General features: G+C 62.0%; 21 protein-coding genes. 6 read left to right on the top strand and 15 right to left on the bottom strand.

The window, feature by feature from the left end:
* Positions 1-78: 78 nt before the first annotated feature.
* Positions 79-1,434, top strand: coding sequence for a 30S ribosomal protein S12 methylthiotransferase RimO (gene rimO, locus FAY22_RS06100; RefSeq protein ID WP_146329385.1), 1,356 nt, complete (start codon positions 79-81; stop codon positions 1,432-1,434).
* 12 nt (positions 1,435-1,446) lie between these two features.
* Positions 1,447-2,637, top strand: coding sequence for a cystathionine beta-lyase (locus FAY22_RS06105; protein ID WP_146329386.1), 1,191 nt, complete (start codon positions 1,447-1,449; stop codon positions 2,635-2,637).
* 9 nt (positions 2,638-2,646) lie between these two features.
* Here FAY22_RS06105 and FAY22_RS06110 read toward each other — a convergent pair whose 3' ends face one another.
* The 7 genes from FAY22_RS06110 to mfd form a co-directional block, all read right to left on the bottom strand.
* The gene (locus tag FAY22_RS06110; RefSeq protein WP_146329387.1) at positions 2,647-3,519 is read right to left on the bottom strand and encodes a YihY/virulence factor BrkB family protein; all 873 of its coding nucleotides are present in this window, start codon (positions 3,517-3,519) and stop codon (positions 2,647-2,649) included.
* A 47-nt stretch (positions 3,520-3,566) separates the two neighbouring features.
* Positions 3,567-4,160: a hemerythrin domain-containing protein gene (locus FAY22_RS06115; RefSeq protein WP_146333283.1), complete on the bottom strand. Its 594-nt coding sequence runs from the start codon at positions 4,158-4,160 to the stop codon at positions 3,567-3,569.
* A 61-nt stretch (positions 4,161-4,221) separates the two neighbouring features.
* The gene (locus FAY22_RS06120) at positions 4,222-7,011 is read right to left on the bottom strand and encodes an EAL domain-containing protein (protein WP_146329388.1); all 2,790 of its coding nucleotides are present in this window, start codon (positions 7,009-7,011) and stop codon (positions 4,222-4,224) included.
* Positions 7,012-7,014: 3 nt separating this feature from the next.
* Positions 7,015-8,154 carry an FIST signal transduction protein gene (locus FAY22_RS06125; protein WP_146329389.1) on the bottom strand — a complete coding sequence of 380 codons (1,140 nt, stop codon included), beginning with the start codon at positions 8,152-8,154 and terminating at the stop codon, positions 7,015-7,017.
* Positions 8,155-8,398: 244 nt separating this feature from the next.
* Complete coding sequence (locus FAY22_RS06130) at positions 8,399-8,761, bottom strand: hypothetical protein (protein ID WP_146329390.1); 363 nt, start codon at positions 8,759-8,761, stop codon at positions 8,399-8,401.
* Between the two features lie 19 nt (positions 8,762-8,780).
* Complete coding sequence (gene serB / locus FAY22_RS06135; protein WP_146329391.1) at positions 8,781-9,623, bottom strand: phosphoserine phosphatase SerB; 843 nt, start codon at positions 9,621-9,623, stop codon at positions 8,781-8,783.
* 88 nt (positions 9,624-9,711) lie between these two features.
* A complete protein-coding gene (gene mfd, locus FAY22_RS06140) occupies positions 9,712-13,152 on the bottom strand; it encodes a transcription-repair coupling factor (RefSeq protein WP_146329392.1) in 3,441 nt (1,146 codons plus the stop codon).
* Between the two features lie 145 nt (positions 13,153-13,297).
* On the opposite strand from mfd, the gene ispD reads away from it, so the two are divergent.
* On the top strand, positions 13,298-13,996 hold the full coding sequence (gene ispD / locus FAY22_RS06145) for a 2-C-methyl-D-erythritol 4-phosphate cytidylyltransferase (protein ID WP_146329393.1): 699 nt from the start codon (positions 13,298-13,300) through the stop codon (positions 13,994-13,996).
* On the top strand, positions 13,993-14,484 hold the full coding sequence (ispF, locus tag FAY22_RS06150) for a 2-C-methyl-D-erythritol 2,4-cyclodiphosphate synthase (protein WP_146329394.1): 492 nt from the start codon (positions 13,993-13,995) through the stop codon (positions 14,482-14,484). The genes ispD and ispF overlap by 4 nt, the downstream gene beginning before the upstream one ends.
* 3 nt (positions 14,485-14,487) lie before the next feature.
* Here ispF and FAY22_RS06155 read toward each other — a convergent pair whose 3' ends face one another.
* Complete coding sequence (locus tag FAY22_RS06155; protein ID WP_146329395.1) at positions 14,488-14,691, bottom strand: hypothetical protein; 204 nt, start codon at positions 14,689-14,691, stop codon at positions 14,488-14,490.
* A 127-nt stretch (positions 14,692-14,818) separates the two neighbouring features.
* On the bottom strand, positions 14,819-15,976 hold the full coding sequence (locus FAY22_RS06160; protein WP_146329396.1) for an iron-containing alcohol dehydrogenase: 1,158 nt from the start codon (positions 15,974-15,976) through the stop codon (positions 14,819-14,821).
* A gap of 201 nt (positions 15,977-16,177) precedes the next feature.
* Between FAY22_RS06160 and FAY22_RS06165 the strand changes: the two genes are divergently transcribed.
* A complete protein-coding gene (locus tag FAY22_RS06165) occupies positions 16,178-16,474 on the top strand; it encodes an encapsulin-associated ferritin-like protein (protein WP_146329397.1) in 297 nt (98 codons plus the stop codon).
* 28 nt (positions 16,475-16,502) lie between these two features.
* Here FAY22_RS06165 and FAY22_RS06170 read toward each other — a convergent pair whose 3' ends face one another.
* The 4 genes from FAY22_RS06170 to ompR all read right to left on the bottom strand — a co-directional run bounded on the left by FAY22_RS06170 (position 16,503) and on the right by ompR (position 20,768).
* On the bottom strand, positions 16,503-17,108 hold the full coding sequence (locus tag FAY22_RS06170) for a DUF4382 domain-containing protein (RefSeq protein ID WP_146329398.1): 606 nt from the start codon (positions 17,106-17,108) through the stop codon (positions 16,503-16,505).
* A gap of 242 nt (positions 17,109-17,350) precedes the next feature.
* Positions 17,351-18,529 (bottom strand): DUF4382 domain-containing protein, encoded by a 1,179-nt coding sequence (locus FAY22_RS06175; protein WP_146329399.1) that lies wholly within the window; start codon positions 18,527-18,529, stop codon positions 17,351-17,353.
* A gap of 106 nt (positions 18,530-18,635) precedes the next feature.
* Positions 18,636-19,988, bottom strand: coding sequence for an ATP-binding protein (locus tag FAY22_RS06180; protein WP_146329400.1), 1,353 nt, complete (start codon positions 19,986-19,988; stop codon positions 18,636-18,638).
* A gap of 18 nt (positions 19,989-20,006) precedes the next feature.
* Positions 20,007-20,768, bottom strand: a complete 762-nt coding sequence (gene ompR / locus FAY22_RS06185) for a two-component system response regulator OmpR (RefSeq protein WP_146329401.1) — start codon at positions 20,766-20,768, stop codon at positions 20,007-20,009.
* A 220-nt stretch (positions 20,769-20,988) separates the two neighbouring features.
* Here ompR and FAY22_RS06190 point away from each other — a divergent pair, with 220 nt between their 5' ends.
* Complete coding sequence (locus FAY22_RS06190; RefSeq protein ID WP_146329402.1) at positions 20,989-21,336, top strand: hypothetical protein; 348 nt, start codon at positions 20,989-20,991, stop codon at positions 21,334-21,336.
* Between the two features lie 45 nt (positions 21,337-21,381).
* Here FAY22_RS06190 and alaC read toward each other — a convergent pair whose 3' ends face one another.
* A complete protein-coding gene (gene alaC, locus FAY22_RS06195; RefSeq protein ID WP_146329403.1) occupies positions 21,382-22,593 on the bottom strand; it encodes an alanine transaminase in 1,212 nt (403 codons plus the stop codon).
* A 138-nt stretch (positions 22,594-22,731) separates the two neighbouring features.
* A complete protein-coding gene (locus FAY22_RS06200; RefSeq protein ID WP_146329404.1) occupies positions 22,732-23,583 on the bottom strand; it encodes a Rossmann-like and DUF2520 domain-containing protein in 852 nt (283 codons plus the stop codon).
* Between the last annotated feature and the right edge of the window lies 1 nt (position 23,584).

The following is a 23,584-nucleotide window of genomic DNA, read 5'->3' on the forward strand; positions in this document are numbered from 1 at the left end:
GTGCAACTCTTGCCTCTGCAGGCGAGAACGGCGGCTTGAAAGGGTACAATAGCGGATTGCTTTGTACCCTTTTTTGTTATGTCCGATTCTTCTCCCAAAGTCGGTTTCGTCTCGCTCGGCTGCCCCAAGGCACTGGTCGATTCGGAACAAATCATTACCCAGTTGCGCGCCGAAGGCTATGAAACGGCGAAGTCGTACGACGGCGCCGATCTGGTGATCGTCAATACCTGCGGCTTCATCGATGCCGCCGTGCAGGAGTCGCTCGATGCGATCGGCGAGGCGCTCAATGAAAACGGCAAGGTGATCGTCACCGGTTGCCTGGGCGCGAAAAAGGATGCTGCCGGCAATGACATCGTCCAGAGCGTGCATCCGAAGGTGCTGGCGGTGACCGGACCGCATGCGCTTGGCGAAGTGATGGGCGCGGTCCACCAGCACCTGCCCAAGCCGCACGATCCGTTCGTCGATCTGTTACCGCCGCAGGGCATCAAGCTCACGCCGAAACACTATGCCTACCTGAAGATTTCCGAGGGCTGCAATCACCGCTGCAGCTTCTGCATCATCCCGTCGATGCGCGGCGATCTGGTGTCGCGCCCGGTGGCCGATGTGATGCTGGAGGCGGAAAACCTGTTCAAGGCGGGCGTCAAGGAATTGCTGGTGATTTCGCAGGATACCAGCGCGTACGGCGTTGACGTGAAGTTCCGCACCGGCTTTTGGAACGGCAAGCCGGTCAAGACCCACATGACGCAACTGGTGACCGCGTTGGGCGAGCTGGCCGCGCAATACGATGCGTGGGTGCGCCTGCACTACGTGTATCCGTATCCGCACGTCGACGACATCATCCCGCTGATGGCCCAGGGCAGGGTCTTGCCTTACCTCGACGTGCCGCTGCAGCATGCACACCCGGATGTGTTGAAGCGCATGAAGCGCCCGGCCAACGGCGAAAAGAATATCGAACGCATCCAGGCTTGGCGCAAGATGTGCCCGGACCTGACGATCCGCTCCACTTTCATCGCCGGGTTCCCGGGCGAGACGGAATCGGAGTTCCGGTACCTGCTGGACTTCCTGGCGGAAGCCGAGATCGACCGGCTCGGTTGCTTCTCGTATTCGCCGGTGGAAGGCGCGACGGCCAACGAGTTGCCGAACCCGGTGCCGGAAGAAGTGCGCGACGAGCGGCGCGACCGTGTGATGGCGCTGCAGGAAGGGATTTCCAAGAAGCGCCTGCAGGCGAAAGTCGGCAAGACCATCCGTGTGCTGATCGACGAGGTGGAGAAGACCGGCGGCGCCGTCGCGCGTTCCTCCGCCGATGCTCCGGAAATCGACGGCGTAGTTTACGTCAAGCCGCCGTACGAACCGCACAGGAAGCTGCGCGTCGGCGAATTCGTGGATGTCCGGGTGACTGCCGCCGATGCCTACGACTTGTGGGCGGAAGCCTGACCGGGAGGACGCATGACGGATCGCAAATCGCTTCAGACCGCTCTCATTCACAGCGACTACAAGGCGCCGGCCGGATTCGGCGCATTTCCGACGGCGATTCATCATGCGTCCACCGTCCTGTTCAAGAATGTGGCCGCTATGCGTTCGCGCAACTGGCAGGACAAGAATTCCTACACCTACGGCTTGCACGGCACGCCGACGTCATTCACGCTGGAGGCGCGCCTGGCGCAGATCGAGGGCGGCGAGCATTGCCTGCTGGCGCCAAGCGGCTTGGCGGCGATCTCGATGATCGACCTCGCGCTGCTGAAAAGCGGCGACGATGTGCTAATCCCGGATAACGTTTACAACCCGAACCGCGAGCTTGGCAACTGGCTGGCGCGCGATTTTGGCATTTCCGCGCGCTTCTACGATCCGTTGGCCGGGGAAGGGATTGCCGACCTGATCCAGCCGAATACCCGTCTGATCTGGACTGAAGCACCGGGCTCGGTGTCGATGGAAGTGCCCGACATTCCCGCCATCTGCCGTGCCGCGCAAAGCAAGAGTGCGGGCGGGCAGAAAGTCTACGTGGCGATCGACAATACCTGGTCGGCGGGCATCGCTTTTCGCGCCTTCGATTACGGCGTCGACATCGTGATGCAGGCGCTCACCAAGTACCAGTCAGGCGGCTCCGACGTGTTGATGGGAGCGGTCATTACGCGCGACAAGGATTTGATCAATCGTATCGAGATGGCCCATATGCGTCTCGGTTACGGCGTCGGCATGGACGACTGCTACCTCGTGCTGCGCGGACTGCCGACCATGAAACTGCGCTTCGATGCGCATGATGCCGCCGCGCGCAAGGTCGCCGCGTGGCTCAAGGCGCGGCCGGAAATCGCCAAGGTCCTGCATCCCGCATTCGCGGATTGCCCGGGCCATGAAATCTGGAAGCGCGACTTTACCGGCGCCGGCGGACTGTTCTCGGTCTTGTTCGACGCGCGCTACAGCGAGGCGCAGACCGACCGCTTCATCGACAGCCTCAAGCTGTTCAAGATCGGCTACAGCTGGGGCGGCGCCAACAGCCTGTGCGTGCCATACCGTATCCAGGGGATGCGCGCGAACTGGCGCGAGCAGGGTCAGCTGGTGCGCTTCAACATCGGGCTGGAAGATCCGCAGGACTTGATCGCCGATATCGAACAGGCGCTCGCGGCGCTGCACTGCGCCTGACTCGGGCTGTCAAGGCATCTTCTTTTCGCCGGGATCCTTGCCTGTCGGCGCATGATGCTCGATCACCGCGTTGACCTCGGCGCCGAACAGCAGCACCGCGGCCGAGATGTAAAAGTACAGCAGCATCACGATGATCGCGCCGACGCTGCCATAGGAGGCGCTGTAGTCCGCGAAATTGCGTACGTAGAAATCAAAGCCCAGTGAGGCGGCAATCCAAACGATGACGGACAACACTGCACCGGGCGTGATGAAGCGGAATTCCTGCTCGACATCGGGCGCGACATAATAAACCACGGCAATCGCCAGTGTGAGCAGGAACAGGACTACCGGCCAGCGCAGCCAGGTCCACAAAAACACGAAAATCTGCTCCAGACCGAGGTGGCGCGCTACCCACTGCACCGCCTGCGGTCCGATTATGAACAAGGCCGCGGCAGCGATCAGCATGGCGGCAAGCCCGAGCGTATACACCACCGAGAGCGGATAAAGTTTCCAGGCCGGGCGGCCTTCCTCCACGTCGTAAGCCGTGTTCAGTGCATTCATCGTGGCACGTATGCCGGCCGAAGCGGTCCAGAGGGCGACGATAGCACCGATCGACATCAGCCCCCCCTTGGGCTGCTTGAGCTCGTGGATCACCTTGTCGACCAGTTGCATCGCCTGCCCGGGCAAGAATACCTGCGCCTGTTGCCGCAGCCAGTCAAAGAAATCGGACAGGTTGAGGAAACCGAGCAGCGCGATCAGGAATAGCACAAACGGAAAAAGCGAAAACAAAACCTGGTAGGAGAGCGCCGCCGCATAGGTCGACATGTCGTCGTCGGAAAAGGCCTTGACGGATTCCTTGATGAGCGCGAGGGGAGAAAGCCCCCGGAGACCGGGAATCTGCATGAGCGTTACCCCCAGTAAAGTGATCGGACGGTTGGCAAGTCTTTACATCAAGCATGCCGGGCAAAGGTTCGGCGTGCCAGGTAGGTCCCGGCCAGTAGCGCTCCTGCCGCCACCGCAACCGAAGTGACGGGGAAAGTGCGCACCGTGCCGCGTGCAAGTTCGCCGGCATGCGGTGCGGCCAGCTGCAGCCGGCGCTTGGTCATACGTACGCCGAGTTCGCCCAGCCGGTCCGCGAGCAACCGCTCCGCGTCGGGCAGCAGCGAGGTCTCTTCATCGGCGGCGTGGTGCATCACGTCGCGCATCAATTCCAGGAATGTCTTGTCATAAGCCGGATCGGTTGGCTCCATGTGGCGCAGTTCGGCAATCAGGCGGCGCATTTCGTTATGTTCCGGAATGCTTTTTTCCACGACGGCCGTATCGGCGGCAAGTTCACGCATGGCCGGGTAAAAAATTTCTTCCTCTAGCTGCGCATGAATTTCCAGTGCCAGGCAGGCCGAATCGACCAATGCCTTTTTTTTCTGCGGACTTGTATCCATTTCATACTCATGGAAGGTCGCCATGACATGGGTATGATCCATCCGAATCATGTTGGTAATGGATGGCGAGAGTGTGTTGGCGACGGAACGGGTGATCGATTTCATGCTGGCATCCTCCATTGGCGAGGTGAGGGCGAAGACGCCTCCAGCCAAGCAATCGATGTGCCTAGGCCTTGATGCGCTGGGGAACAGCGAGATTGTCCAATGCGAATCTGACGAATTCGTCTGGCGGCAATGGCTTGCTGAAGTAGTAGCCCTGAATTTCGTCACAGCCGCGTTCGCGCAGGAAATCAAGCTGTGCATCGGTTTCCACACCTTCGGCCACGACCATGACCTTGAGACGTTGGCTCATTGCAATGATGGCGTCGGCGATGGCGGCATCCGAATAATCGCCGGGAATGTCCTTGATGAACGAGCGGTCCATTTTGATGATGTCGATAGGGAACTGTTTCAAGTGAGACAGGGAGGAATAACCGATGCCGAAATCGTCGATGGCAATGCCGATACCCATCATGCGCAATTCCGACAGCACCTGAATGGTCCGGTCGGTGTTGTACATCATCATGCTCTCGGTGATTTCGAGTTCGAGCAGGGACGGGTCCATGCCGACTTCCCGCAGTGTCCTTGCCGTTTCGCCGGACAGGTTGTCGTCGGTGAACTGCCGTGCCGACAGGTTGACCGAAACACGCAAGGGCGGCAGGCCCAGTTGTTTCCATTGACAACATTGAAGGCACGCTTGCCTCAGCACCCATTTCGACAGCGGCACGATCAGGCCGGTTTCTTCAGCCAGCGGAATGAAGTGCGCCGGCGCCACCAGCCCCAGATCGGGATGATGCCAGCGCACCAGCGCTTCCACCCCGGTGATGCGTCCGCTGTTCGCATCCACCCTGGGCTGATAGTGCAGCGTCAGCTCGTTGCGTTCGATGGCGCGCCGCAGGCCCGATTCGAGCGCCAGCAGCTTGGCCGAATGGGCATCCATCTGGGCAGAATAAAACTGGAACGTGTTCTTGCCGCTGTCCTTGGCCCGGTACATCGCGATGTCCGCGTGCTTCATCAGCGCATATTCGTTGCGCCCGTCTTCCGGGAACAGGCTGATGCCGACGCTCGCCGTCATGTGGACCAGCTGGCCGTCGAGCAGGTATTCCTTGACCGTCGCTGCCAGGATGCGGCGGGCGATCTGGCTGACCTGGGCGCTGTCCGTCACTTCCTCGACCAGAACCACGAATTCATCGCCGCCCAGGCGCGCCACCAGGCTTTCCGCGTTGCCCAGGTGCGCGACCACGTCGCCGCTGCGCAGGCTGGAGCCGATGCGATGCGCCATTTCCTGCAACAGGCGGTCGCCGGCTTCGTGGCCGAGCGTGTCGTTGATGTTCTTGAAGCGGTCGAGGTCGACGAACAGCACCGCCAGCCGCTTGTTGTAGCGCTGCGCCTGCGCGATGGCGTGGCGCAGGTGGCGGTTGAACATGGCGCGGTTGGGCAGGGCGGTGAGCGCATCGTGGTAGGCGAGATGCTGGATATGCTCCTGCAAGACCTTGCGCTCGGTGACGTCGCGCACCAGCGACAGCAGGTGTTCCTTGCCGCCGATGCGGATCGGTCCCATGCGGATCTCGACCGGAAAGGTGGAGCCGTTCTTGCGCCGGTGGCGGCTCTCGACGGCAAGCGCCGCGCCCTCGACGGCGCTTGCCTGCAGGTGTCGCAGGTCGGCCAGGGAAAGGTCGACGTCGATCTCCATCATGGTCATCGACAGCAGTTCGTCGCGGCTGTAACCGAGGCTGTCGCATGCGTGCCGGTTGACGTCGATCAGGCGGCCAGCGCTGTCGTGCACGTAGAAGCTGTCGCTGGCCTGCTCCACCAGGGCACGGAAGTGGGCTTCGCTCTCGTGCAGGGCGTGCTGGGCCTGCCTGCGCTGCAGCACTTGGCTGATATGGCGCCCGATCGATTCCGCGCTTTGCAGAATTTCGCCATCGGCTTCCTGCGTCCGCTTGCTGAAGAATTCGGCCACGGCCAGCAGCTCGTCTCCCATCCGGATCGGGAAGGCGAATGCCGCGCGCAAGCCGGCGTCGAGCGCCGCGGCGGCGGCCGTGTGGATCGGCGCACGGCCAATGTCGCCGATCCACACCGGCTGGCGCGTTTCGATCACGCGCCCCGCAAGGCTGTCGCGTGCGGGCAGGCCGAGCATGCGCGGCGCTTCATCGAGGAATTGGCGCACGCGGGGATCGGGCGCGGTCCATGTGTGGATGCGTTCGCATGAATTTTCCTTGTGGTTCAGCATCCATAACGTGCCGCATGCCCAACCCACCGTTTCGCAGACGATCTGTATGATCTGCGGCATGATGCCGTCGATCGAGGCGGACTCGGCCACGGTGCGGGTGATCGTGTGCTTCAGCGCCTGCCGTATCTCGCCATGCTTGCGCACGGTGATATCCATCATCGTGCCGTGCAGGCGCGCGACCGTGCCGTCGCCGTTCCTGACCGGTTGGAGCAGTGCCCGCACCCACCGCGTGCCGCCGTTCGCGCGACGCAGGCCGAACTCGATCTCGCCGTCCATGCCTTCCCGCCGCGCTGCCCGGAAGGCCTGTGTCAGCTGATGGCGGTCCTTCTTCCGCACCTTTTGCAGGATGCGGCGGTACGTCGGCAGCGGCGAGGAGGGATCGAAATCGAAGATGCGGAAGCACTCCTCCGACCAGTGCCCGTGGCGATCCGGGTGGTTGAACGACCAGTTTCCCAATCCGGCGATGCGCTGCGCCTCCTCCAGCCGGGTGTAAAGCTCCTGCATTTCGCGGGAAGAAATTTCCTGCGAACGCTCCATCAGATAACGTTCCTGGTCCGCTTCCGTATAGGCGCGATTGACACGATCGAGGAATTGCAGCCACTGTTCCCGCGATTGGGGGCCTTCGACGCTATCGATGCCGAGCTTTTTCAGTTGCCGCAACAGCAGGTTATGGTTGGGAGGCATGGATTAGGCCTCGGAAAACGTAGTCAGGGTCATCGTCTGGTTGTGCAGGTCGCAGCTGCCATTCGTGTACGGGGAAATCTCGCCGTAGGAATAGAAGCCGACCTGCTGCGTCGCCGGCGGCAGGTTTTCCAGCGTGCTTTCGGTTTCTTCCTCGATGCGCTCGCCCAGCACCAGGCGGCGGCCGACGCAACTGATAGCGACCGCTAGCACGGGGCCGCTCGTCTGGCCGTCGCCCTTGGCCTGGTCGGCCGCAAGGCTCGCGCCGTTGAGCAGGCGGTCGAAATTGGCGCGCATCAGCTGCGCCAGATAGCCCTTGGGCACATCGCCGGCGAAGATCAGCGCCTGCCTGGCTTCGTCGATCCCGAGGATGGTCCTCACCACCTGCCGCGATTCGCCGGCTTGCTTGCGTATCGACAGCGGAAACAGCAGGCCGGTGGCGGGCAGGCCAGAAGCCCGTTCGCCCAGGTACTCCTTGTAGAGGGCAAGCGCCGGTTTGCCGTCGAGTTCGTACAGGATGTTGCCGTTGGAACGGGTGATGCGCCGCTCGGGACCGAAACTGTCCCAGCCGCCGCGAGAGCCGTGGGTGACGCGCAGCCGCTCGCCGTACAGGCCGACCGCGGTAATGACGCCGCTCTCCGGCTTTCCGTCGCGGATGACCCACGTGCGTCGGAAACGGTCGCCGTCCGCTGCCAGACCGCCGGTCACCGTGACATCGGCCGGCAAGGCGGCCGCCAGCCCCTTCACCAGTTCGCTGCCGTTGACATGCAATCCGTCCGACAGGACGAAGACACTGCGCAAGCCGGCGCGGCAAAGCTGGCGAGCCAGCTGCGCGCCGGCTTCATGCGAATCCGCCGCATCGCGGATTTGAGCGGAGACGGCTTCGACATCACTGTGCTCGAACCGGACTACTGCAACGGAAAGGCTGCCGTCGTTGACCTCCGGCCCGGCAATCTCGCCAGCCGTGGAACAGCCGATCAGGCGCGAGCGCGGATAGGCGCGGTACAGGTCCGAGATGGGCTGGGGATTATCGATGTAGCCGGGCGCGGCATAGACCATGACGAGCGTCCGGTCGGAATCCAGGGGCGGGAACGCGGACGGCGACCAGCCGTTTGCCGCGTCAAACGAAAATGTACTCAGTTGCATGACTCTCCCTCCAGCGGCATGTCTGACATGCTCTTCGGACGGCCAATTTCAGTTGCAAGGGCGACGCGTGGCCGATGGATGCTTAAAGAGTACACCGAAGATATCTTATCTCCTAGAAATAAATGCGAGGATGGACTCGATGTTTCCCAGAGCTGATTGACAGGCGGGCAATGCCGCAGCGGGATAGCCGCCGTTTATTTCCTATTTGGAAGGATGGGGCCAGGAAACGGGACGCCACGTGGCGTCACACAGGCATCGCCTTGTTGTCGTTGAGGTCCAGGATGCCCTTGAGCAAGCGATAGGCTTTCCACACCCAGACGACGGTGCCGATCAGCCACGCGAGCGGGATACCGATGATGGTAAACGCCAGCATTACGCTGATCGCCATCCAGAAGAAAAACCACCAGAACGAGCGGATTTGCCAGTTGTGGTGGCTGTAGACGAAAGTGCCGAGGGCTTCGTCGCGCTTGATGTAATTGATAATCAGCGGAATCCAGGAAAACGCTCCCAGCGAAAACAGGAAGCTCGCGCCATGGCCGATATACAGCCACCATGCAAGGTTCTTTGCGGATTGCAGCTTTTCATCGAACACGAGTTCCTGGGCCATGGCGTTTCCCTGGAGTGAGTTAATCGAACAGAGGCAAAATGCCGTCCAATCCTACAAAATTCAAGGCGATGTCCGCTTGCGCCCGCACAACCGGCTTGGCGCGGAAGGCTACCGACATGCCGGAAATGCCCATCATCTTCAGATCGTTGGCGCCGTCACCCATGACGATGGCTTGTTTCGGCGACATGCCGAGTTCGCGGCACACGCGTTCGACGGTGTTCTTTTTTTCGTCAGCGTCGACGATGCCGCCGACCACCTTGCCGGTCAGCTTGCCGTCGACGATTTCCAGCTCGTTGGAATGCGTGTAGTCGAGGCCTAGGCGGGTTTTCATGCGGTCGGTAAAGAAGGTGAAGCCTCCCGATACCAAAAGGGTTTTCAGGCCGGCCGCCTGAACCGCCGCAAGCATTTTTTCCGCGCCGGGAGACAGCTTGAGCCGTTCGTCGTAGACGCGCTGCAAGGCGCCCGCATCCAGCCCCTTGAGCAGCGACACGCGGCGCGTCAGGCTTTCGCGGAATTCGATCTCGCCGCGCATGGCGGCTTCGGTGATTTCCGCCACCTGCGGTTTCAGCCCCTGCATGTCGGCGATCTCGTCGATGCATTCGATCGTGATCAGCGTCGAGTCCATGTCCATCGCGACCAGGCCGAAGTCATTCAGCTTGCGCGCCGCGGCGCTGAAGGCATAGTCCAACCGGGCTGCGAAGCATTCGCTGTCGATCTTCGCTTTCAATGCGTCGGAATGCCCGACACCTTCGCAGCGATAGGCGTTCGGATGGATCTGGACGATTCGCTGCGCGTCCGCCATGGCGGCGATGCGGTCGATGGTGGAACGGTCGGTGGCGAGGCCTTGGAGAATCAGGTTCATTACTGGGCTGCTTGCGGCAGTCTCGACAAAAATAAAAAAACTGGTGCAGGAGGCGTGAGCGCCAACCTGCGCTATTCGAAATTCGTGCTTATCCGACCAGCGAGCGGATGGTCGCCTTCACCTGCGACACGCGCGCCGCCAGATCCGGCATGTTCGCCGTGATGCGCAGCTTGTCCTGTCCGTGCAGCTTGATGTGGCGGTTCTTCTGGATCAGCTCGATGATGCGCATCGCGTCGATCGGCGGGTTCGGCTGGAAGTGCAGCACAGCCAATTCCGCGTGGGCGTCGATTTTAACAATCCCGACCGGCATCGCGGCAATCCGCAGCCGATGCGTCTCGATCAGCGCCTTGGCCGCATCGGGCATCTTGCCGAAGCGGTCGATCAGTTCTTCCTGCAAGCCGTCGATGGCTTCCGGCGTGGCACAGTTGGCAAAGCGCTTGTACAGCGACAGCCGCTCGTGCACGTCGCCGCAGTAATCCTGCGGCAGCAGCGCCGGCACATGCAGGTTGATCTCGGTAGTGGTCGACAGCGGCGCGGCCAGGTCAGGTTCCTTGCCGTTCTTGAGCGAGCGCACCGCTTCATTGAGCATGTCGGAATAGAGCTGGAAGCCGATCTCCATCATTTCGCCCGACTGGTTTTCGCCGAGCACCTCGCCGGCGCCGCGGATTTCCAGGTCGTGCATCGCGAGATAGAAGCCGCTGCCCAGCTCCTCCATCTGCTGGATCGCTTCCAGCCGGCGCTGCGCCTGCTTGGTCAGCCCGTGCACGTCGTGCACCAGCAGGTAGGCGTAGGCCTGGTGGTGTGAGCGCCCGACGCGCCCGCGCAACTGGTGCAATTGCGCCAGGCCGAACTTGTCGGCGCGGTGCATGATGATCGTGTTCGCAGTCGGCACGTCGATGCCGGTTTCGATGATCGTGGTGCACAACAGGATGTTGAAGCGCTGCGCCACGAAATCGCGCATCACCTTTTCCAGGTCGCGCTCGTGCATCTGGCCGTGCGCGACCGCGATGCGCGCTTCCGGCAGCAATTCTTCCAGCATCGCCTTGCGGTTCTGGATGGTTTCGACCTCGTTATGCAGGAAGTACACCTGGCCGCCGCGCTTCAGTTCGCGCAGGCAGGCTTCGCGGACCACCGAGTCGTTCTCGGAACGCACGAAGGTCTTGATCGCCAGGCGCTTTTGCGGCGCGGTGGCGATCACCGAGAAGTCGCGCAAGCCTTCCAGCGCCATGCCGAGCGTGCGCGGGATCGGCGTGGCGGTGAGCGTGAGCACATCGACCTCGGCGCGCAGGGCTTTCAGTGCCTCCTTCTGGCGCACGCCGAAGCGGTGTTCCTCGTCGATGATGACCAGACCGAGGCGCGAGAATTTCACTTCGTTCGACAGCAGCTTGTGGGTGCCGATCACGATGTCGATCGTGCCCTCGGCCATGCCCTTGATCGCCGCAGTGACCTCCTTGCCGGTACGGAAACGTGACAGTTCGGCGATCTTCACCGGCCAGTCGGCGAAGCGGTCGGCGAAGGTTTGCGCATGCTGTTCGGCCAGGAGCGTGGTGGGGGCGAGGATCGCGACCTGCTTGCCTCCCATGACGGCAACGAAGGCCGCTCGCAATGCGACTTCGGTCTTGCCGAAGCCGACATCACCGCAGATCAGGCGATCCATCGGTTTGCCGCCGGTCATGTCCTTGATCACGGCATTGATTGCGGCGCTCTGGTCGGGCGTTTCCTCGAAGCCGAAGCTCTCCGCGAACGCCTCATAGTCGCGCGCCGAATACTGGAACGCATGGCCCTGGCGGGCGGCGCGGCGCGCATACAGGTTGAGCAGCTCGGCGGCGGTGTCGCGGATCTGCTGCGCGGCCTTCTTCTTCGCCTTTTCCCACTGGCCGGAACCGAGCACGTGCAGCGGCGCGTCCTCGGGAGAGGCACCGGAGTAGCGCGAGATCACATGCAGCTGCGACACCGGCACGTAGAGCTTGGTGTCCTTCGCGTATTCGAGGTGCAGGAATTCGGTCTCGCCTTCGCCCAGGTCCATGCTGACCAGGCCCATGTAGCGGCCGATGCCGTGGTTCACGTGCACGACCGGGTCGCCGACCTTCAGTTCCGACAGGTCGCGCACCATCGATTCGACCTGCGTCGCGCCTTCCTGTTTTCTCCTGCCGGCGCGGCGCCCGGAGCCGGCATAGAGTTCGGTTTCGGTGATGAAGGCGAGATTGCCGAACTCGGGGCCGAGCTCGAAGCCGGCATGCAGCGGCGCGACGCCGAGCATCAGCTTGGCGGAAGCGCCGGCGAAGTCGCCGTAGCCGTCGCAGGGCGCGAGCGCCAGGTCGTATTCGTTGAAGTACTGCTGCAGCGTTTCGCGCCGGCCGTTCGATTCGGCGCAGATCATCACCCGCTTGTCGGTCTGCAGCAGGTAGGAGCGCAGGTTGACCAGCGGGTCTTCGACGCGGCGGTTGACGGCGATATTCGGGATCGGCGCCGAGATTTCGGAAGCGACGTCGCCAGCCTGGATCACCCAGCGGCCATGCGGCTTGGCCAGCGTGAAGAAATCCTCGTCCTTCAGGAACAGGCGTTCCGGCGCCAGCAGCGGCCGCTCGCGGTCGGCCTTCAGGAATTTATAACGCGACTGCGTGTCGCTCCAGAAGCGCTTGATCGCGCCGTCGATGTCGCCGACCAGCGCGAAGGTGGCGTCGTCCGGCAGGTACTGGAACAGCGTCGCCGTCTCCTCGAAAAACAGCGGCAGGTAGTATTCGATGCCGGCCGATGCGATGCCGTTGCCGATGTCCTTGTAGATCGGCGACTTGGACGGATCGCCCTCGAACTCTTCGCGCCAGCGGCCGCGGAAGGCGGTGCGCGATGCTTCGTCCATCGGGAATTCCCGGCCTGGCAGCAGGCGCACCTCGCGCACCGGGTAGAGCGAGCGCTGGGTGTCGGCATCGAAGGTGCGGATGGTTTCGATCGTGTCGCCGAACAGGTCGAGCCGGTAGGGCAGCGCCGAGCCCATCGGGAACAGGTCGATCAGGCCGCCGCGCACCGAGTATTCACCCGGCGACATCACCTGCGACACATGGGTGTAGCCGGCCAGCGTCAGCTGCGCTTTCAGGCGTGCCTCGTCCAGCGTTTCGCCCTGCTTGAAGTAAAAGGTGTGCGCCGCCAGGAAGGAGGGCGGCGCCATGCGCAACAAGGCCGTCGTTGCCGGCACCAGCAGCACGTCGCACTGGCCATTCTGCACTTCGTACAGCGTCGCCAAGCGCTCGGACACCAAGTCCTGGTGCGGCGAGAAGGCGTCGTAGGGCAGCGTTTCCCAGTCCGGCAGCAGGTGGCAGCGCAAGTCGGCGGATCCGCCGAACCACGGGATTTCGTCGAGCAGGCGCTGCGCATCGGTGGCATTGGCGACGACCACCGCCAGCATGCGCTTGTGCGCCTTCAGTTCGATGGCGCCCTGCGCCAGTGCAAAGGCGTCGGCCGAGCCGTGCACGGCGGGCAGGGCGAATCGGTTACCGGGCTTGGGAAGGGATTTCTTTAGATCGAATGACATCAAGTCGGGACATCTGAAATGTCATGTTTCGCCAAAAAGTACCGAAATGCCTGCATTTCAGCGCACTTTGGCTGTGAGAAAATATGTCGAGATTATAAACCAAGCACTTCGCCCCGGCCGGAACGGGGCCTTTCCTTCGAACGCAATGATTTCACCACGTTATTTCGCGCTCATCCCCGCCGCCGGCGTCGGCGCGCGCATGCGCGCCGGTTGTCCGAAGCAATACATGCCGCTGGCCGGCAAGCCGATGCTGCGGCATGTGCTCGATACCTTCGCAGCGACACCGGAAATCGCGCATACCTACGTCGTCGTCTCGGCCGAGGACGGCTATATCGCCGATGTGCTGTCCGGCGCCCGCCACCTGTTCGACCGCATCTCGGTCATCTACAACGGCGGCGCAACCCGGCACCAGTCGGTGCTGAACGGCTTGCGCGCCATCGGCGGCCACGTCGGCGAAGACGACTGGGTGCTGGTGCACGATGCCGCCAGGCCGGGCCTGACCGGCGAGCTGATCGGCAAGCTGGCGCGCGAGTTGCGGGACGATGCGGTGGGCGGCTTGCTTGCGCTGCCGGTGGTCGACACGCTCAAGCGCAGCGACGGCGAGCGCCGCGCGCAGGCAACCGTTTCGCGCGAACACTTGTGGGCGGCGCAGACGCCGCAAATGTTTCGCTACGCCTTGCTGCGCCGCGCGCTGGAAGAGGCGGACGAAGTCACCGACGAGGCCAGCGCCGTCGAGGCGCTCGGCCTGCAGCCGAAGCTGGTCGAAGGCAGCCCGCGCAATCTCAAGGTCACCCTGCCGCACGATGTGGCGCTGGCCGAACTGTATTTGAAAGGAATCGCATGAACCTGCCACCGTTCCGGGTCGGACAAGGATACGACTGCCACGCGCTGGTGCCGGGGCGCAAGCTGATTATCGGCGGCGTCGTCATTCCGCATAAGACCGGCTTGCTCGGGCATTCCGACGCCGACGTGCTGCTGCATGCGATCACCGATGCGATCCTGGGCGCTGCCGGGTTGGGCGACATCGGGCGGCATTTTCCGGACACCGATCCACAATTCTCGGGCGCGGACTCCCGGGCGCTGCTGCGCGAAGCGTGCAAACGCGTGACCGCCGCCGGTTACCTGATCGGCAACGTTGATGGCACCATCATCGCGCAGGCACCGAAGATGGCGCCGCATATCGCGCAGATGGCGGCGAACGTCGCCACCGATCTCGACGTGGCGGTGAGCCAGGTCAACCTCAAGGCCAAGACCAACGAAAAGCTCGGCTATCTCGGACGGGAAGAGGGCATTGCGGCGGAAGCCGTGGCCCTGGTCTATCGGCGCGACTAGTTTTCAGCCGCCGCCGATGCCCTGCACGATGCGGCCGGTGCCTTCGCACGTCGGGCACTCGCTGCCGTCTTTCCTTTTGCCGGTGCCGGAACAATCCTGGCAGATGTCTTCGCCGGTGCCTACCGTGCCCGGCGCTGCTTCGTCACCGGGTTTCAGGTGGGGCGGCGCGTTGGCGCCGGTATTGCCGGAAGAGGGAGTGGGATTCATGAATCCTCCTGCGAACGTGATGCATGGACACGACGCCATGCCGACGATCAAGCCCCGTTATGCCCTCGGGCATGGCACACCGGTAGATTGACCGTCCGGCAGGAAGTTCAAGCATTGCGGATGGGGATTACACGCTCAGTTCGAGTACCTTGCGGCTGACTTCCAGCGTTACATCGCGTTGTTCTCCCAGCGTCACCATGCGGTGGTTTTCCAGGTGTTTCAGGATCGCCTCGATGTTTTGCGCGCCCAACTGGTAGTCGGACAGGCGGGTTTTCACGCCCATCTGTTCGAAGAAGTCCTGGGTGCGCCGGATCGCCTGTTCGATACGCGCATCCTCGTCGCCTTCGCTGATGCTCCACACGCGCGCCGCGTATTGCAGCAGTTTCGCGCGCTTGCTTTCCTTGCGCACGCGCAGCATGCCCGGCAACACGATCGCCAGCGTCTGCGCATGGTCAAGTCCGTACAAGGCGGTCAGTTCGTGACCCACCATGTGCGTGGCCCAGTCCTGCGGCACGCCGGCGCCGATCAGGCCATTCAGCGCAAGGGTGGCGCACCACATGATGTTGGCGCGCACGTCGTAATCGTCCGGTTTCGCCAACGCCTTCGGGCCTTCCTCGATCAGCGTCTGCAGCAAGCCTTCCGCGAATCGATCCTGCACCGGCGAATTCACTGGATAGGTCATGTACTGTTCCATCACGTGCGCGAACGCATCGACCACGCCGTTGCCGACCTGCCTGGCCGGCAGGCTGAAGGTCTTGGACGGATCGAGGATGGAGAATTTCGGGAATACCAGCCGCGAGGAAAACGCCATCTTCGCCTGCAGCGCCTTGCGCGTGATGACCGAGCCGTCATTCATTTCGGACCCGGTGGCAGGCAGCGTCAGGATGGTGCCAAACGGCAGCGCCTGCGTGATGTTGCGGCCGCGCTTTTCCAGGATCGCCCAGGGATCGCCTTCGAAGCAGGCGGCAGCCGCCACGAACTTGGTGCCATCGATGACGGAACCGCCACCGACCGCCAGCAGGAAATCCAGCTTGTCGCGGCGTACCAGTTCGACCGCCTGCATCAGCGTTTCGTAGCTCGGATTCGGCTCGATGCCGGCAAACTCCTGCACGCTGCGTCCGGCCAGTGCTGCCATCACTTCATCGAACACGCCGTTGCTCTTGATGCTGCCGCCGCCGTACAGCAACAGTACACGCGCATCGGCCGGCACCACCTTGGCCAAGTCGGCGATGCGACCTTTGCCGAAAAGAATGTTGGTCGGATTATATAAATCGAAGTTCAGCACCGGAATCTCCCAAGGTTATCGAACGTTTTTTGCGTGACTTATTGTAACGTCAAGCATGAAATCGGGTTTGCCATGGGCCTTTTCAGGGGATCATGAATTGCGTTTGTCTATCTTCAATATTGAAACTGCCAATTTGAGCTTTCCTTGTGCAGATTTCACAATGACCTCGATCATTACGACGACTTAACCCAAGGAGAAACTATGGCAAGCGAAGGCTTCCATGAACCACTCGACAAACTGTCCCCGGCGACCATGGACATGCATCGCGCAATTACTTCCCTGATGGAAGAACTGGAAGCGGTCGACTGGTACAACCAGCGTATCGACGCGACAGGCGACCAGGAATTGAAGCGCATCCTCGAGCACAACCGCGACGAGGAAAAGGAGCATGCGGCGATGGTGCTGGAATGGATCAGGCGGCGCGATCCGAAGATGGATCACGAATTGCGCGAGGTGCTGTTCAAGCCGGGCGATATCGCCAGTCACGAGCCCGATTGAGCGGCTCTCTGCGCGGCTTGGCCGCCCATCAGGCGCCGGTGGTCGACATGGCTGTAATGACCGGCGCCGATTTCAGCTCGAACATGCTGCCGGTATCGACGATGGACTGGCATACATCGAGTTTCAGAGTTAGGTCGACTTGCCCGTTCGCCGGCACGGTGAATGCGTATGGAACAGGGACGGTGGCGGCCTTGCTTGTGTCGAGGGTGATCTTCGTGCCCGATTGCATGACCCAGCTGGGTGCCACGACAAGCGCGCTGTTTTGTTCCAGCCACAGGCGCACTTGCGCATAATTCCCCGCGGGTACCGACATCGTGACGACTTCCTGCGGGGAGTTGTTGTTCTGCGCAGACAAATCCATGTCCTTGGCCTGACGGAGTGCCAGCGGCACATCCTTCGGTTGCCAGCCGGCGTCACCAGGGATTGCGTTCGCACTCTGGTTCACCATGACAGAGTCCACGGCAATGCGGACCATATCGTAACCACATGTGTTCGACCCGGTATTCGCGAGCGATACGCGCAACGTCCCCTCGGCTAGAGCGTGGTCGCCACCTCCGCCGCAAGCCGCGAGCTGGGCCGCAACGCCAACGGCTGCAAGCGAGCGTGCATGTTGGACGATTTTCTTGAATCGCATGATGTCTCCCTGAACAGGTATGCGGTACGCTTCGACAATGTCGGCCGCCGCGTTTTTAGTGATTATTGTTTAAGAGTCAATATTTTATATTGACGCGGGCCGATCTTCCGAGCCTTTTGTATTGCTGTTGTGGCTATACAAAAGGCTCGCTGTTTTTTCGACTGTGTCGGCTCATCCGAAAAATAAAAAAGCCTCCGCTTGGAGGCGGAGGCTTGGCTCGGAGAGCGTTTCTAAGGTGCGGTTCAGGGTGTAGGTACCAGCGTGAAGTTCGCTGTGGCATCGGCACTGCCGACATCGACATTCGCGGTCTGGGATGCATAGCCGGTGGCGGACGCTTGCAGGGTGTACTTGCCGGCGGTGGCCGACACATCCGGCGCCAGGGTGATCGCGGATGTGCTGTAGCTGCCCAGCAACGGCGCTTCAACCGGAACCGTCAGGGAGTACTGGCCCGTGCTTGCATCGGCGTTCTTGAAGCCGACCTCGACCGTTGTTCCGTTCGAATAGTTTTGCGTGGCGCGTACCAGGGCTTGCGCCGCTACCGGTGTCGCCGTGCCGCTGATGATCCTCTGCGTTGTGGAAACGGTCGGCGTGATCGTTGTGCCGATCGCCGTCTTCTGGCCGGAAGTCACGGGAACGCCCGTGATGGCCGCAGTGGTGCGTCCGTCGGCGGTCAGGACGACTACGTACGAGACGGAGCTGTCGGGCAGCGGCGACAGGTCGAACTTGCCGTCCGAAGTCGGCACGGTCGCCTTGACCACCACGCCGTTCTGCTGGGCAGTGACGAGCGGCGCGGTCAGGCCGGTGGCGACGCTGCCGGTGATGCCCGTAATCCCAGTTGTGGCAAGCACCGGAAATGCCGTAATCACAGGCTTGAGGGCATAGCTGCCGTTACCTTGGGTAACGATCGATTTGCAGGCGTCGAAATCGAGCACCAGGTTCACCGTCGAATTGGCCGTGACATCGAACCCGCCGTCCTTGATATTGACCTTCAGCCCGCTGGTTTGTCCACTCGGGGTGGAGAGTGCCTTGGTTGCGCCGCTAACGACGACCGAATTGGCCGACGGCGTCTTGTCCAGCACCAGGCGTACCTGCGTATAGTGGCCGGCCGGCAGGGTCTTGATACCGAGGTCGGTCGTCAAGCCATTGGTCAGCGTAAGCAGATCGATCGTCCTGGGTGTGTCCAGTGCGATATCTTGCCAGCCAGCATCACTTTCTCCGGCGGTCGCACTTTGGTTGATGCGGACCTTGGTCACGGTCACGTTGACGTTATCGAAGCCGCACGCGGGGGCATCGGTCAGCTTGACCTGCACCGTTCCCTGCGCCGTGGCACTGTCGCCCCCACCGCCACAAGCGGCAAGCATGCCGGCGATGCTGAGAGCAACGGGAAGGCCAAGATGGCGAACGGATATAGATGTTTTCATTGCAGCTCCCTGGTGTGTTGGATGCCGATATCAGGCCGAAGCCTTACCTAGAGAGAACTGTAACGAATTGGAAATTAAGTGCAAAGAGAGACTGTGTAAGAAATTGTTATACCCGCATCGCCAGCGTATCGAAGGCAATCCGGATCTTCAACCCGCCGCTGGCTCGGTTCGACAGCTTGAGCGAGCCGTGGTGGCGCTTGATGATGCGATCGACGATAGCCAAGCCCAGGCCCGAGCCATTAGCTTGCCCACGTGCAACGTCCATGCGCGTAAATGGCCGCAGGAGGCGCTCCATTTCGGATTCCGGGACACCCGAGCCGTTGTCCGCCACTTCGATCACCGCCTGCCCGTTTTCTACATGACAGGCAATATCGATTTCGGCCAGGTCGATACCGGCGCTCTTGCCGTAACGCCGGGCATTTTCGATCAGGTTGTGGACGACGCGCTTCAGCTCGGTCGCGTTGCCGATGACCTTCACGCCAGGCGTGATGTCGGTCGTGATCCGCACATCCGGGAGGCGTTCCGCCTCGTGCGCGCAACTGGACAGCAGCGCGCTCAGTTCGACCGGGTCGTGCTGCGACTTGTCGCTCGGTCTCGCGTATTCCAGGAACTGGCCGATGATCGAGTCCATCTGCGCCAGGTCGGATTGCATGCCGTTGCGCGCGTCTTCGCTCAGCTTGGCCAGTTCCAGTTCCAGTTGCATGCGCGCCAGCGGCGTACGCAAGTCATGTGAAATGCCGGCAAGAATGATGGCACGGTCCGATTCCAGTCGCTTCAGGTCGGCCACCATCTGGTTGAAGCTGCGGTTGGCTTCCCGGATCTCGGTCGGGCCCTTTTCCGGTAGCGGCTCCGGTTGCACGCCCTTGGCGATGGCGCGCGTGGCGTCGGTCAGGCGCGACAGCGGCTGGTTGATCAGGCGCGAGATGAAGACCGCGCCCAGCAGCGCCAGCGCGAGGGAAATGGCGCCCCATCCAAGCCACTGGATGTTCGATACCCGTTCGATGCGCTCGCGGTCCAGCCGCAACCAGTATTCGTCGTCGTCGATCTTGAAGCTGATCCAGAAACCGGCTACGTCGTTGACCTTGCCGGCGAATTTCGTGTCTTTGCCAAGGCGGGCCTTGACGTCCGCCTCCAGTACCGGCAGCACGCCGCTGTCCTCGGGCGGCTCGATCGCATCATTTTTTTCCAGCGGGTAGACACGGATGCCTTCATTGCTGGCAAGGTCGAACAGGAGCTCGCGCCGCAAATCCGGCGCGGAGTGGGTCAGTGCCGCCCGCGTAATGGTCACGATGGAAATCACCTGCGCCGCGATCTGCTGCGCGCGCGGCGTACGTTCCACGGTACGGAAGCTGGCCACCCAGGTCAGCAGGCTTGCCGTGATCAGGAACGCCAGCAAAATGAAGGTCCGCCAGAACAGGCCGCTCCTGAGCCAGCCTAGGCGGTGTCGGATCTTCTTCATGCGAAGCGGTCGATGCTCCTATCGCGGCTGGCCATCGGGGATGAATACGTAGCCGAGTCCCCACACGGTTTGAATGAAAATCGGATTGGAGGGGTCGGGCTCGATCAGCTTGCGCAAGCGGGAAATCTGCACGTCCAGGCTGCGGTCGAACACTTCATATTCGCGGCCGCGCGCCAGTTCCATCAGCTTTTCGCGCGACAGCGGCTGGCGCGCGTGGCGTGCAAACACCTTCAGCACGGAGAACTCGCCGGTGGTGAGCGAAATGGTACTGTCGTTGCGCTTGAGCGTGCGGGTGCCGAGATCGAGCACGAAATCGCCGAAGCGGAAGGTCTGAGGCGTTTCCGACGGCGCACCCGGGATTTCGTCCGGACCCTTGCGGCGCAGGACGGCATTGATGCGCGCCACCAGTTCGCGCGGATTGAAAGGCTTCGGCACGTAGTCGTCGGCGCCCATTTCCAGGCCGACGATGCGGTCGACGTCTTCCCCCTTAGCCGTGAGCATGATGATCGGGGTCTGGTCGCCGGCCCCGCGCAGGCGCCGGCAGATCGACAGGCCGTCTTCCCCGGGGAGCATCAGGTCCAGCACCAGCAGATCATAGCGCTCCCGGATCCACAGCTTGTTCATGGCTTGCGCGTTTTCCGCGGTCACCACGTTGAAGCCTTGCTCGGCCAGATAACGGCGCAACAGATCACGCAGACGCAGGTCATCGTCCACCACCAGGATTTTCGCCTGGTGTCCGGCGGACGCGGGTTGGTTTGTTGTCGGATTTGTCGTATTCATGGCGCTATGGTAACTTCGGAAAGTCGGTGATTCATCTGCTTAATGAAAAGCATTACAAAGAGTTACAAACTTTACCTTAAACAGGTTATCGCATCGCATGATGCGACATACACTGGGATCACTGTTCAAGCTTAACCGCTATGCGAAGTCTAGCTCAAGACGCGGCAAGACATGGATTCCAACACCGGCGGGCAGGCAGTTTTTGGATTAGCGGCGAGACATGCGGCTCACACACTTAGGCTTCTTTCTGTTATTGGTTTCCGGCGCGGCGCAAGTGGCTGCCGCACCGGGCATGTTCGGTCGTGCCGAGCGCGCATTCCTGCAGAACGCTGTCCTCGACCGCAATTTGCAGGGCGCCGAGCAAGCCGAGCAGCGCCAGCCCGAGCAGCGTCGCGGCCGCTTGGTGGGCCTGCCGGAAACCAGCGGCTATACCGCACAGGGCGACAGCGGCTCCGGCGCACAGGAAAATGCGCGCCGGCAGGGAAGAATGTCCCCGGAAGAGCGCCGCACGCTGCGCCGCCAGATCGACGAAGCCGGGCACGACATTTACACGCCCAAACAAAGATAGGCCGCAGGGGGCGCGACGGCTCTCACCGAGCCAGCCGCGCGCCGTTCAATCGCGATGGACGAGACTGTCTTCGCGGAACATGGCCTTGATCCCGCGAATCGCCTGGCGGATGCGCGCCTCGTTCTCGATCAGCGCAAAGCGCACATACTCGTCACCATATTCGCCGAAGCCGATACCCGGCGAAACGCAGACTGTCGCCTTGGCCAGCAATTGTTTTGCAAATTCCAGCGAACCGAGATGCAGGTACGGTTCCGGAATCCGTGCCCAGATGTACATCGAGGCCTTCGGCAGGTCCACATCCCAGCCCGCTTCGTGCAAGCCCTTGACGAGCACATCGCGCCGGCTCTGGTACTTTGCGCGGATCTCCTGCACGCAGGTCTGATCGCCTTCCAGCGCCGCGATCGCGGCCACCTGCACCGGCGTGAAGCTGCCATAGTCGTGATAGCTCTTGATGCGCGCCAACGCCGCCACCAGCTCCTTGTTGCCGACCATGAATCCGATGCGCCAGCCGGCCATGTTATAGCTCTTCGACAGCGTGAAGAATTCCACGGCCACGTCGCGCGCGCCCGGCACCTGCATGATGGATGGCGCCGTCCATCCGTCGAACACGATATCGGCATATGCCAGGTCATGCACGACCAGGATGTCATGCTCTTTGGCGAGCTTGACCACGCGCTCGAAAAAATCGAGCTCCACGCATTGCGCCGTCGGATTGGAGGGAAAGCCGAAGATCATCATCTTCGGTTTCGGATAGCTTTCGCGGATGGCGCGCTCCAGCTCGGCGAAAAAATCGACGCCCGGGCTCATGCGCACGGAGCGGATGTCGGCGCCGGCGATCACCGCGCCGTAGATGTGGATCGGGTAGCTCGGATTGGGCACCAGCACCGTGTCGCCGCGATCCAACGTGGCGAGCATCAGGTGCGCCAGGCCTTCCTTCGAGCCGATCGTTACGATCGCTTCGCTGTCCGGGTCGATCTCCACCGCATAGCGCGTCTTGTACCAGCGCGCGATGGCGCGGCGCAGGCGCGGAATGCCCTTGGAGGCCGAGTAGCCGTGCGTGTCGGGCTGCCTGGCGACCTCGACCAGCTTTTCGACGATGTGCGGCGGCGTCGGGCCATCGGGATTACCCATCGACATGTCGATGATGTCCTCGCCGCGACGGCGGGCTGCCATCTTCAGTTCGGCCGTGATGTTGAAAACGTAAGGGGGAAGGCGATCGATGCGCGCAAAGCGGCGCGGGCTTCGGGATTGTGTCATGTGAATTTTTACGTAAGCGCCCGGAACCGTCCGAGCGACGTTGAAACCGGCTTTGCTCCGTAGGATGAAGCGGTTTCTGGCTTGATTCTAGCCAAGGATTGCAGTGCCGGCAACCGGTGTAACGTAATGACGGGGGGCTCAGGTGTCCGCGTCGTTGCGGCGCGCGGCAAGCTCCTTCGTCAGCGCGACGAATTGCTCGTACAGCTTGCCGTAATCCGCGCACCAATCTGCGACGGCGTGCGCCTGCTTCGCGGTCGTTGCCAGGTCGCCGCGGGCAATCGGGCCGGTAAGAGCATTGACGGTGCCCGCCTTGAAAACGTTGTCTATCGTTCCGCGCACCAGTGGTTCCATCAGGCGTAACGCCACTTCCTGTGGAACGCCCGACTGTTGGTAAGCCTGCAGCGCAACGTCGAGCAGCGTGACCAGGTAGTTGCATGCGAAAACCGCTGCGGAGTGATACAGAATCTTGCCGTCCGAATGAATCGGCACGATGCGTGCGCCGATTGCGCTGAAGGCGTCGTTGAGCGCCTCAAGCGCCTGCGTATCGCCTTCTGCTCCGCAATAGGTGCCGTCGAAAGCGGCTGCCGCCTGCGCCGGGTCGGCAAAGCTGCGGATCGGATGAATGCTCGCGACCGACGCCCCGCACTGCACGGCGGCCTGCAGCACAGACGAAGGTAGCGCTCCGCTGCAATGGAAGACGATGGTGCTTGGCCCCAGCTGGCCGGCATGGGCGAGCTGCTCGCAGCACGCCGCGATCTGGTCGTCCGTCGCGGCGATCAGGCAGACGTCGGCGGCGCGCAGGCCGGCGTAATCGTCGACGGCATGGCCGGCGCCGATGAATGCCGCCGCCTTCCGCGCGCTGTCAGGCGTGCGGTTAAGTATGTCCTGGACGATGAACGTCGATCGTTGCGCCCACAGGCGCGCCAGGGTCTTGCCGACCTTGCCGCAACCAATGATGTTGAGAGTTTTCGGGGACGCGCCTGTTTTCATG

The sequence above is a fragment of the Noviherbaspirillum sp. UKPF54 genome, assembly GCF_007874125.1.
In the GTDB taxonomy this organism is placed as follows: domain Bacteria; phylum Pseudomonadota; class Gammaproteobacteria; order Burkholderiales; family Burkholderiaceae_D; genus Noviherbaspirillum.

What these genes read in the sequence shown, in the direction of transcription:
- rimO (WP_146329385.1), top strand. Translation starts at nt 79, where the DNA reads ATGTCCGATTCTTCTCCCAAAGTCGGTTTCGTCTCGCTCGGCTGCCCC.
- FAY22_RS06105 (WP_146329386.1), top strand. Translation starts at nt 1,447, where the DNA reads ATGACGGATCGCAAATCGCTTCAGACCGCTCTCATTCACAGCGACTAC.
- FAY22_RS06110 (WP_146329387.1), bottom strand. Translation starts at nt 3,519, where the DNA reads ATGCAGATTCCCGGTCTCCGGGGGCTTTCTCCCCTCGCGCTCATCAAG.
- FAY22_RS06115 (WP_146333283.1), bottom strand. Translation starts at nt 4,160, where the DNA reads ATGAAATCGATCACCCGTTCCGTCGCCAACACACTCTCGCCATCCATT.
- FAY22_RS06120 (WP_146329388.1), bottom strand. Translation starts at nt 7,011, where the DNA reads ATGCCTCCCAACCATAACCTGCTGTTGCGGCAACTGAAAAAGCTCGGC.
- FAY22_RS06125 (WP_146329389.1), bottom strand. Translation starts at nt 8,154, where the DNA reads ATGCAACTGAGTACATTTTCGTTTGACGCGGCAAACGGCTGGTCGCCG.
- FAY22_RS06130 (WP_146329390.1), bottom strand. Translation starts at nt 8,761, where the DNA reads ATGGCCCAGGAACTCGTGTTCGATGAAAAGCTGCAATCCGCAAAGAAC.
- serB (WP_146329391.1), bottom strand. Translation starts at nt 9,623, where the DNA reads ATGAACCTGATTCTCCAAGGCCTCGCCACCGACCGTTCCACCATCGAC.
- mfd (WP_146329392.1), bottom strand. Translation starts at nt 13,152, where the DNA reads ATGTCATTCGATCTAAAGAAATCCCTTCCCAAGCCCGGTAACCGATTC.
- ispD (WP_146329393.1), top strand. Translation starts at nt 13,298, where the DNA reads ATGATTTCACCACGTTATTTCGCGCTCATCCCCGCCGCCGGCGTCGGC.
- ispF (WP_146329394.1), top strand. Translation starts at nt 13,993, where the DNA reads ATGAACCTGCCACCGTTCCGGGTCGGACAAGGATACGACTGCCACGCG.
- FAY22_RS06155 (WP_146329395.1), bottom strand. Translation starts at nt 14,691, where the DNA reads ATGAATCCCACTCCCTCTTCCGGCAATACCGGCGCCAACGCGCCGCCC.
- FAY22_RS06165 (WP_146329397.1), top strand. Translation starts at nt 16,178, where the DNA reads ATGGCAAGCGAAGGCTTCCATGAACCACTCGACAAACTGTCCCCGGCG.
- FAY22_RS06170 (WP_146329398.1), bottom strand. Translation starts at nt 17,108, where the DNA reads ATGCGATTCAAGAAAATCGTCCAACATGCACGCTCGCTTGCAGCCGTT.
- FAY22_RS06175 (WP_146329399.1), bottom strand. Translation starts at nt 18,529, where the DNA reads ATGAAAACATCTATATCCGTTCGCCATCTTGGCCTTCCCGTTGCTCTC.
- FAY22_RS06180 (WP_146329400.1), bottom strand. Translation starts at nt 19,988, where the DNA reads ATGAAGAAGATCCGACACCGCCTAGGCTGGCTCAGGAGCGGCCTGTTC.
- ompR (WP_146329401.1), bottom strand. Translation starts at nt 20,768, where the DNA reads ATGAATACGACAAATCCGACAACAAACCAACCCGCGTCCGCCGGACAC.
- FAY22_RS06190 (WP_146329402.1), top strand. Translation starts at nt 20,989, where the DNA reads ATGCGGCTCACACACTTAGGCTTCTTTCTGTTATTGGTTTCCGGCGCG.
- alaC (WP_146329403.1), bottom strand. Translation starts at nt 22,593, where the DNA reads ATGACACAATCCCGAAGCCCGCGCCGCTTTGCGCGCATCGATCGCCTT.
- FAY22_RS06200 (WP_146329404.1), bottom strand. Translation starts at nt 23,583, where the DNA reads ATGAAAACAGGCGCGTCCCCGAAAACTCTCAACATCATTGGTTGCGGC.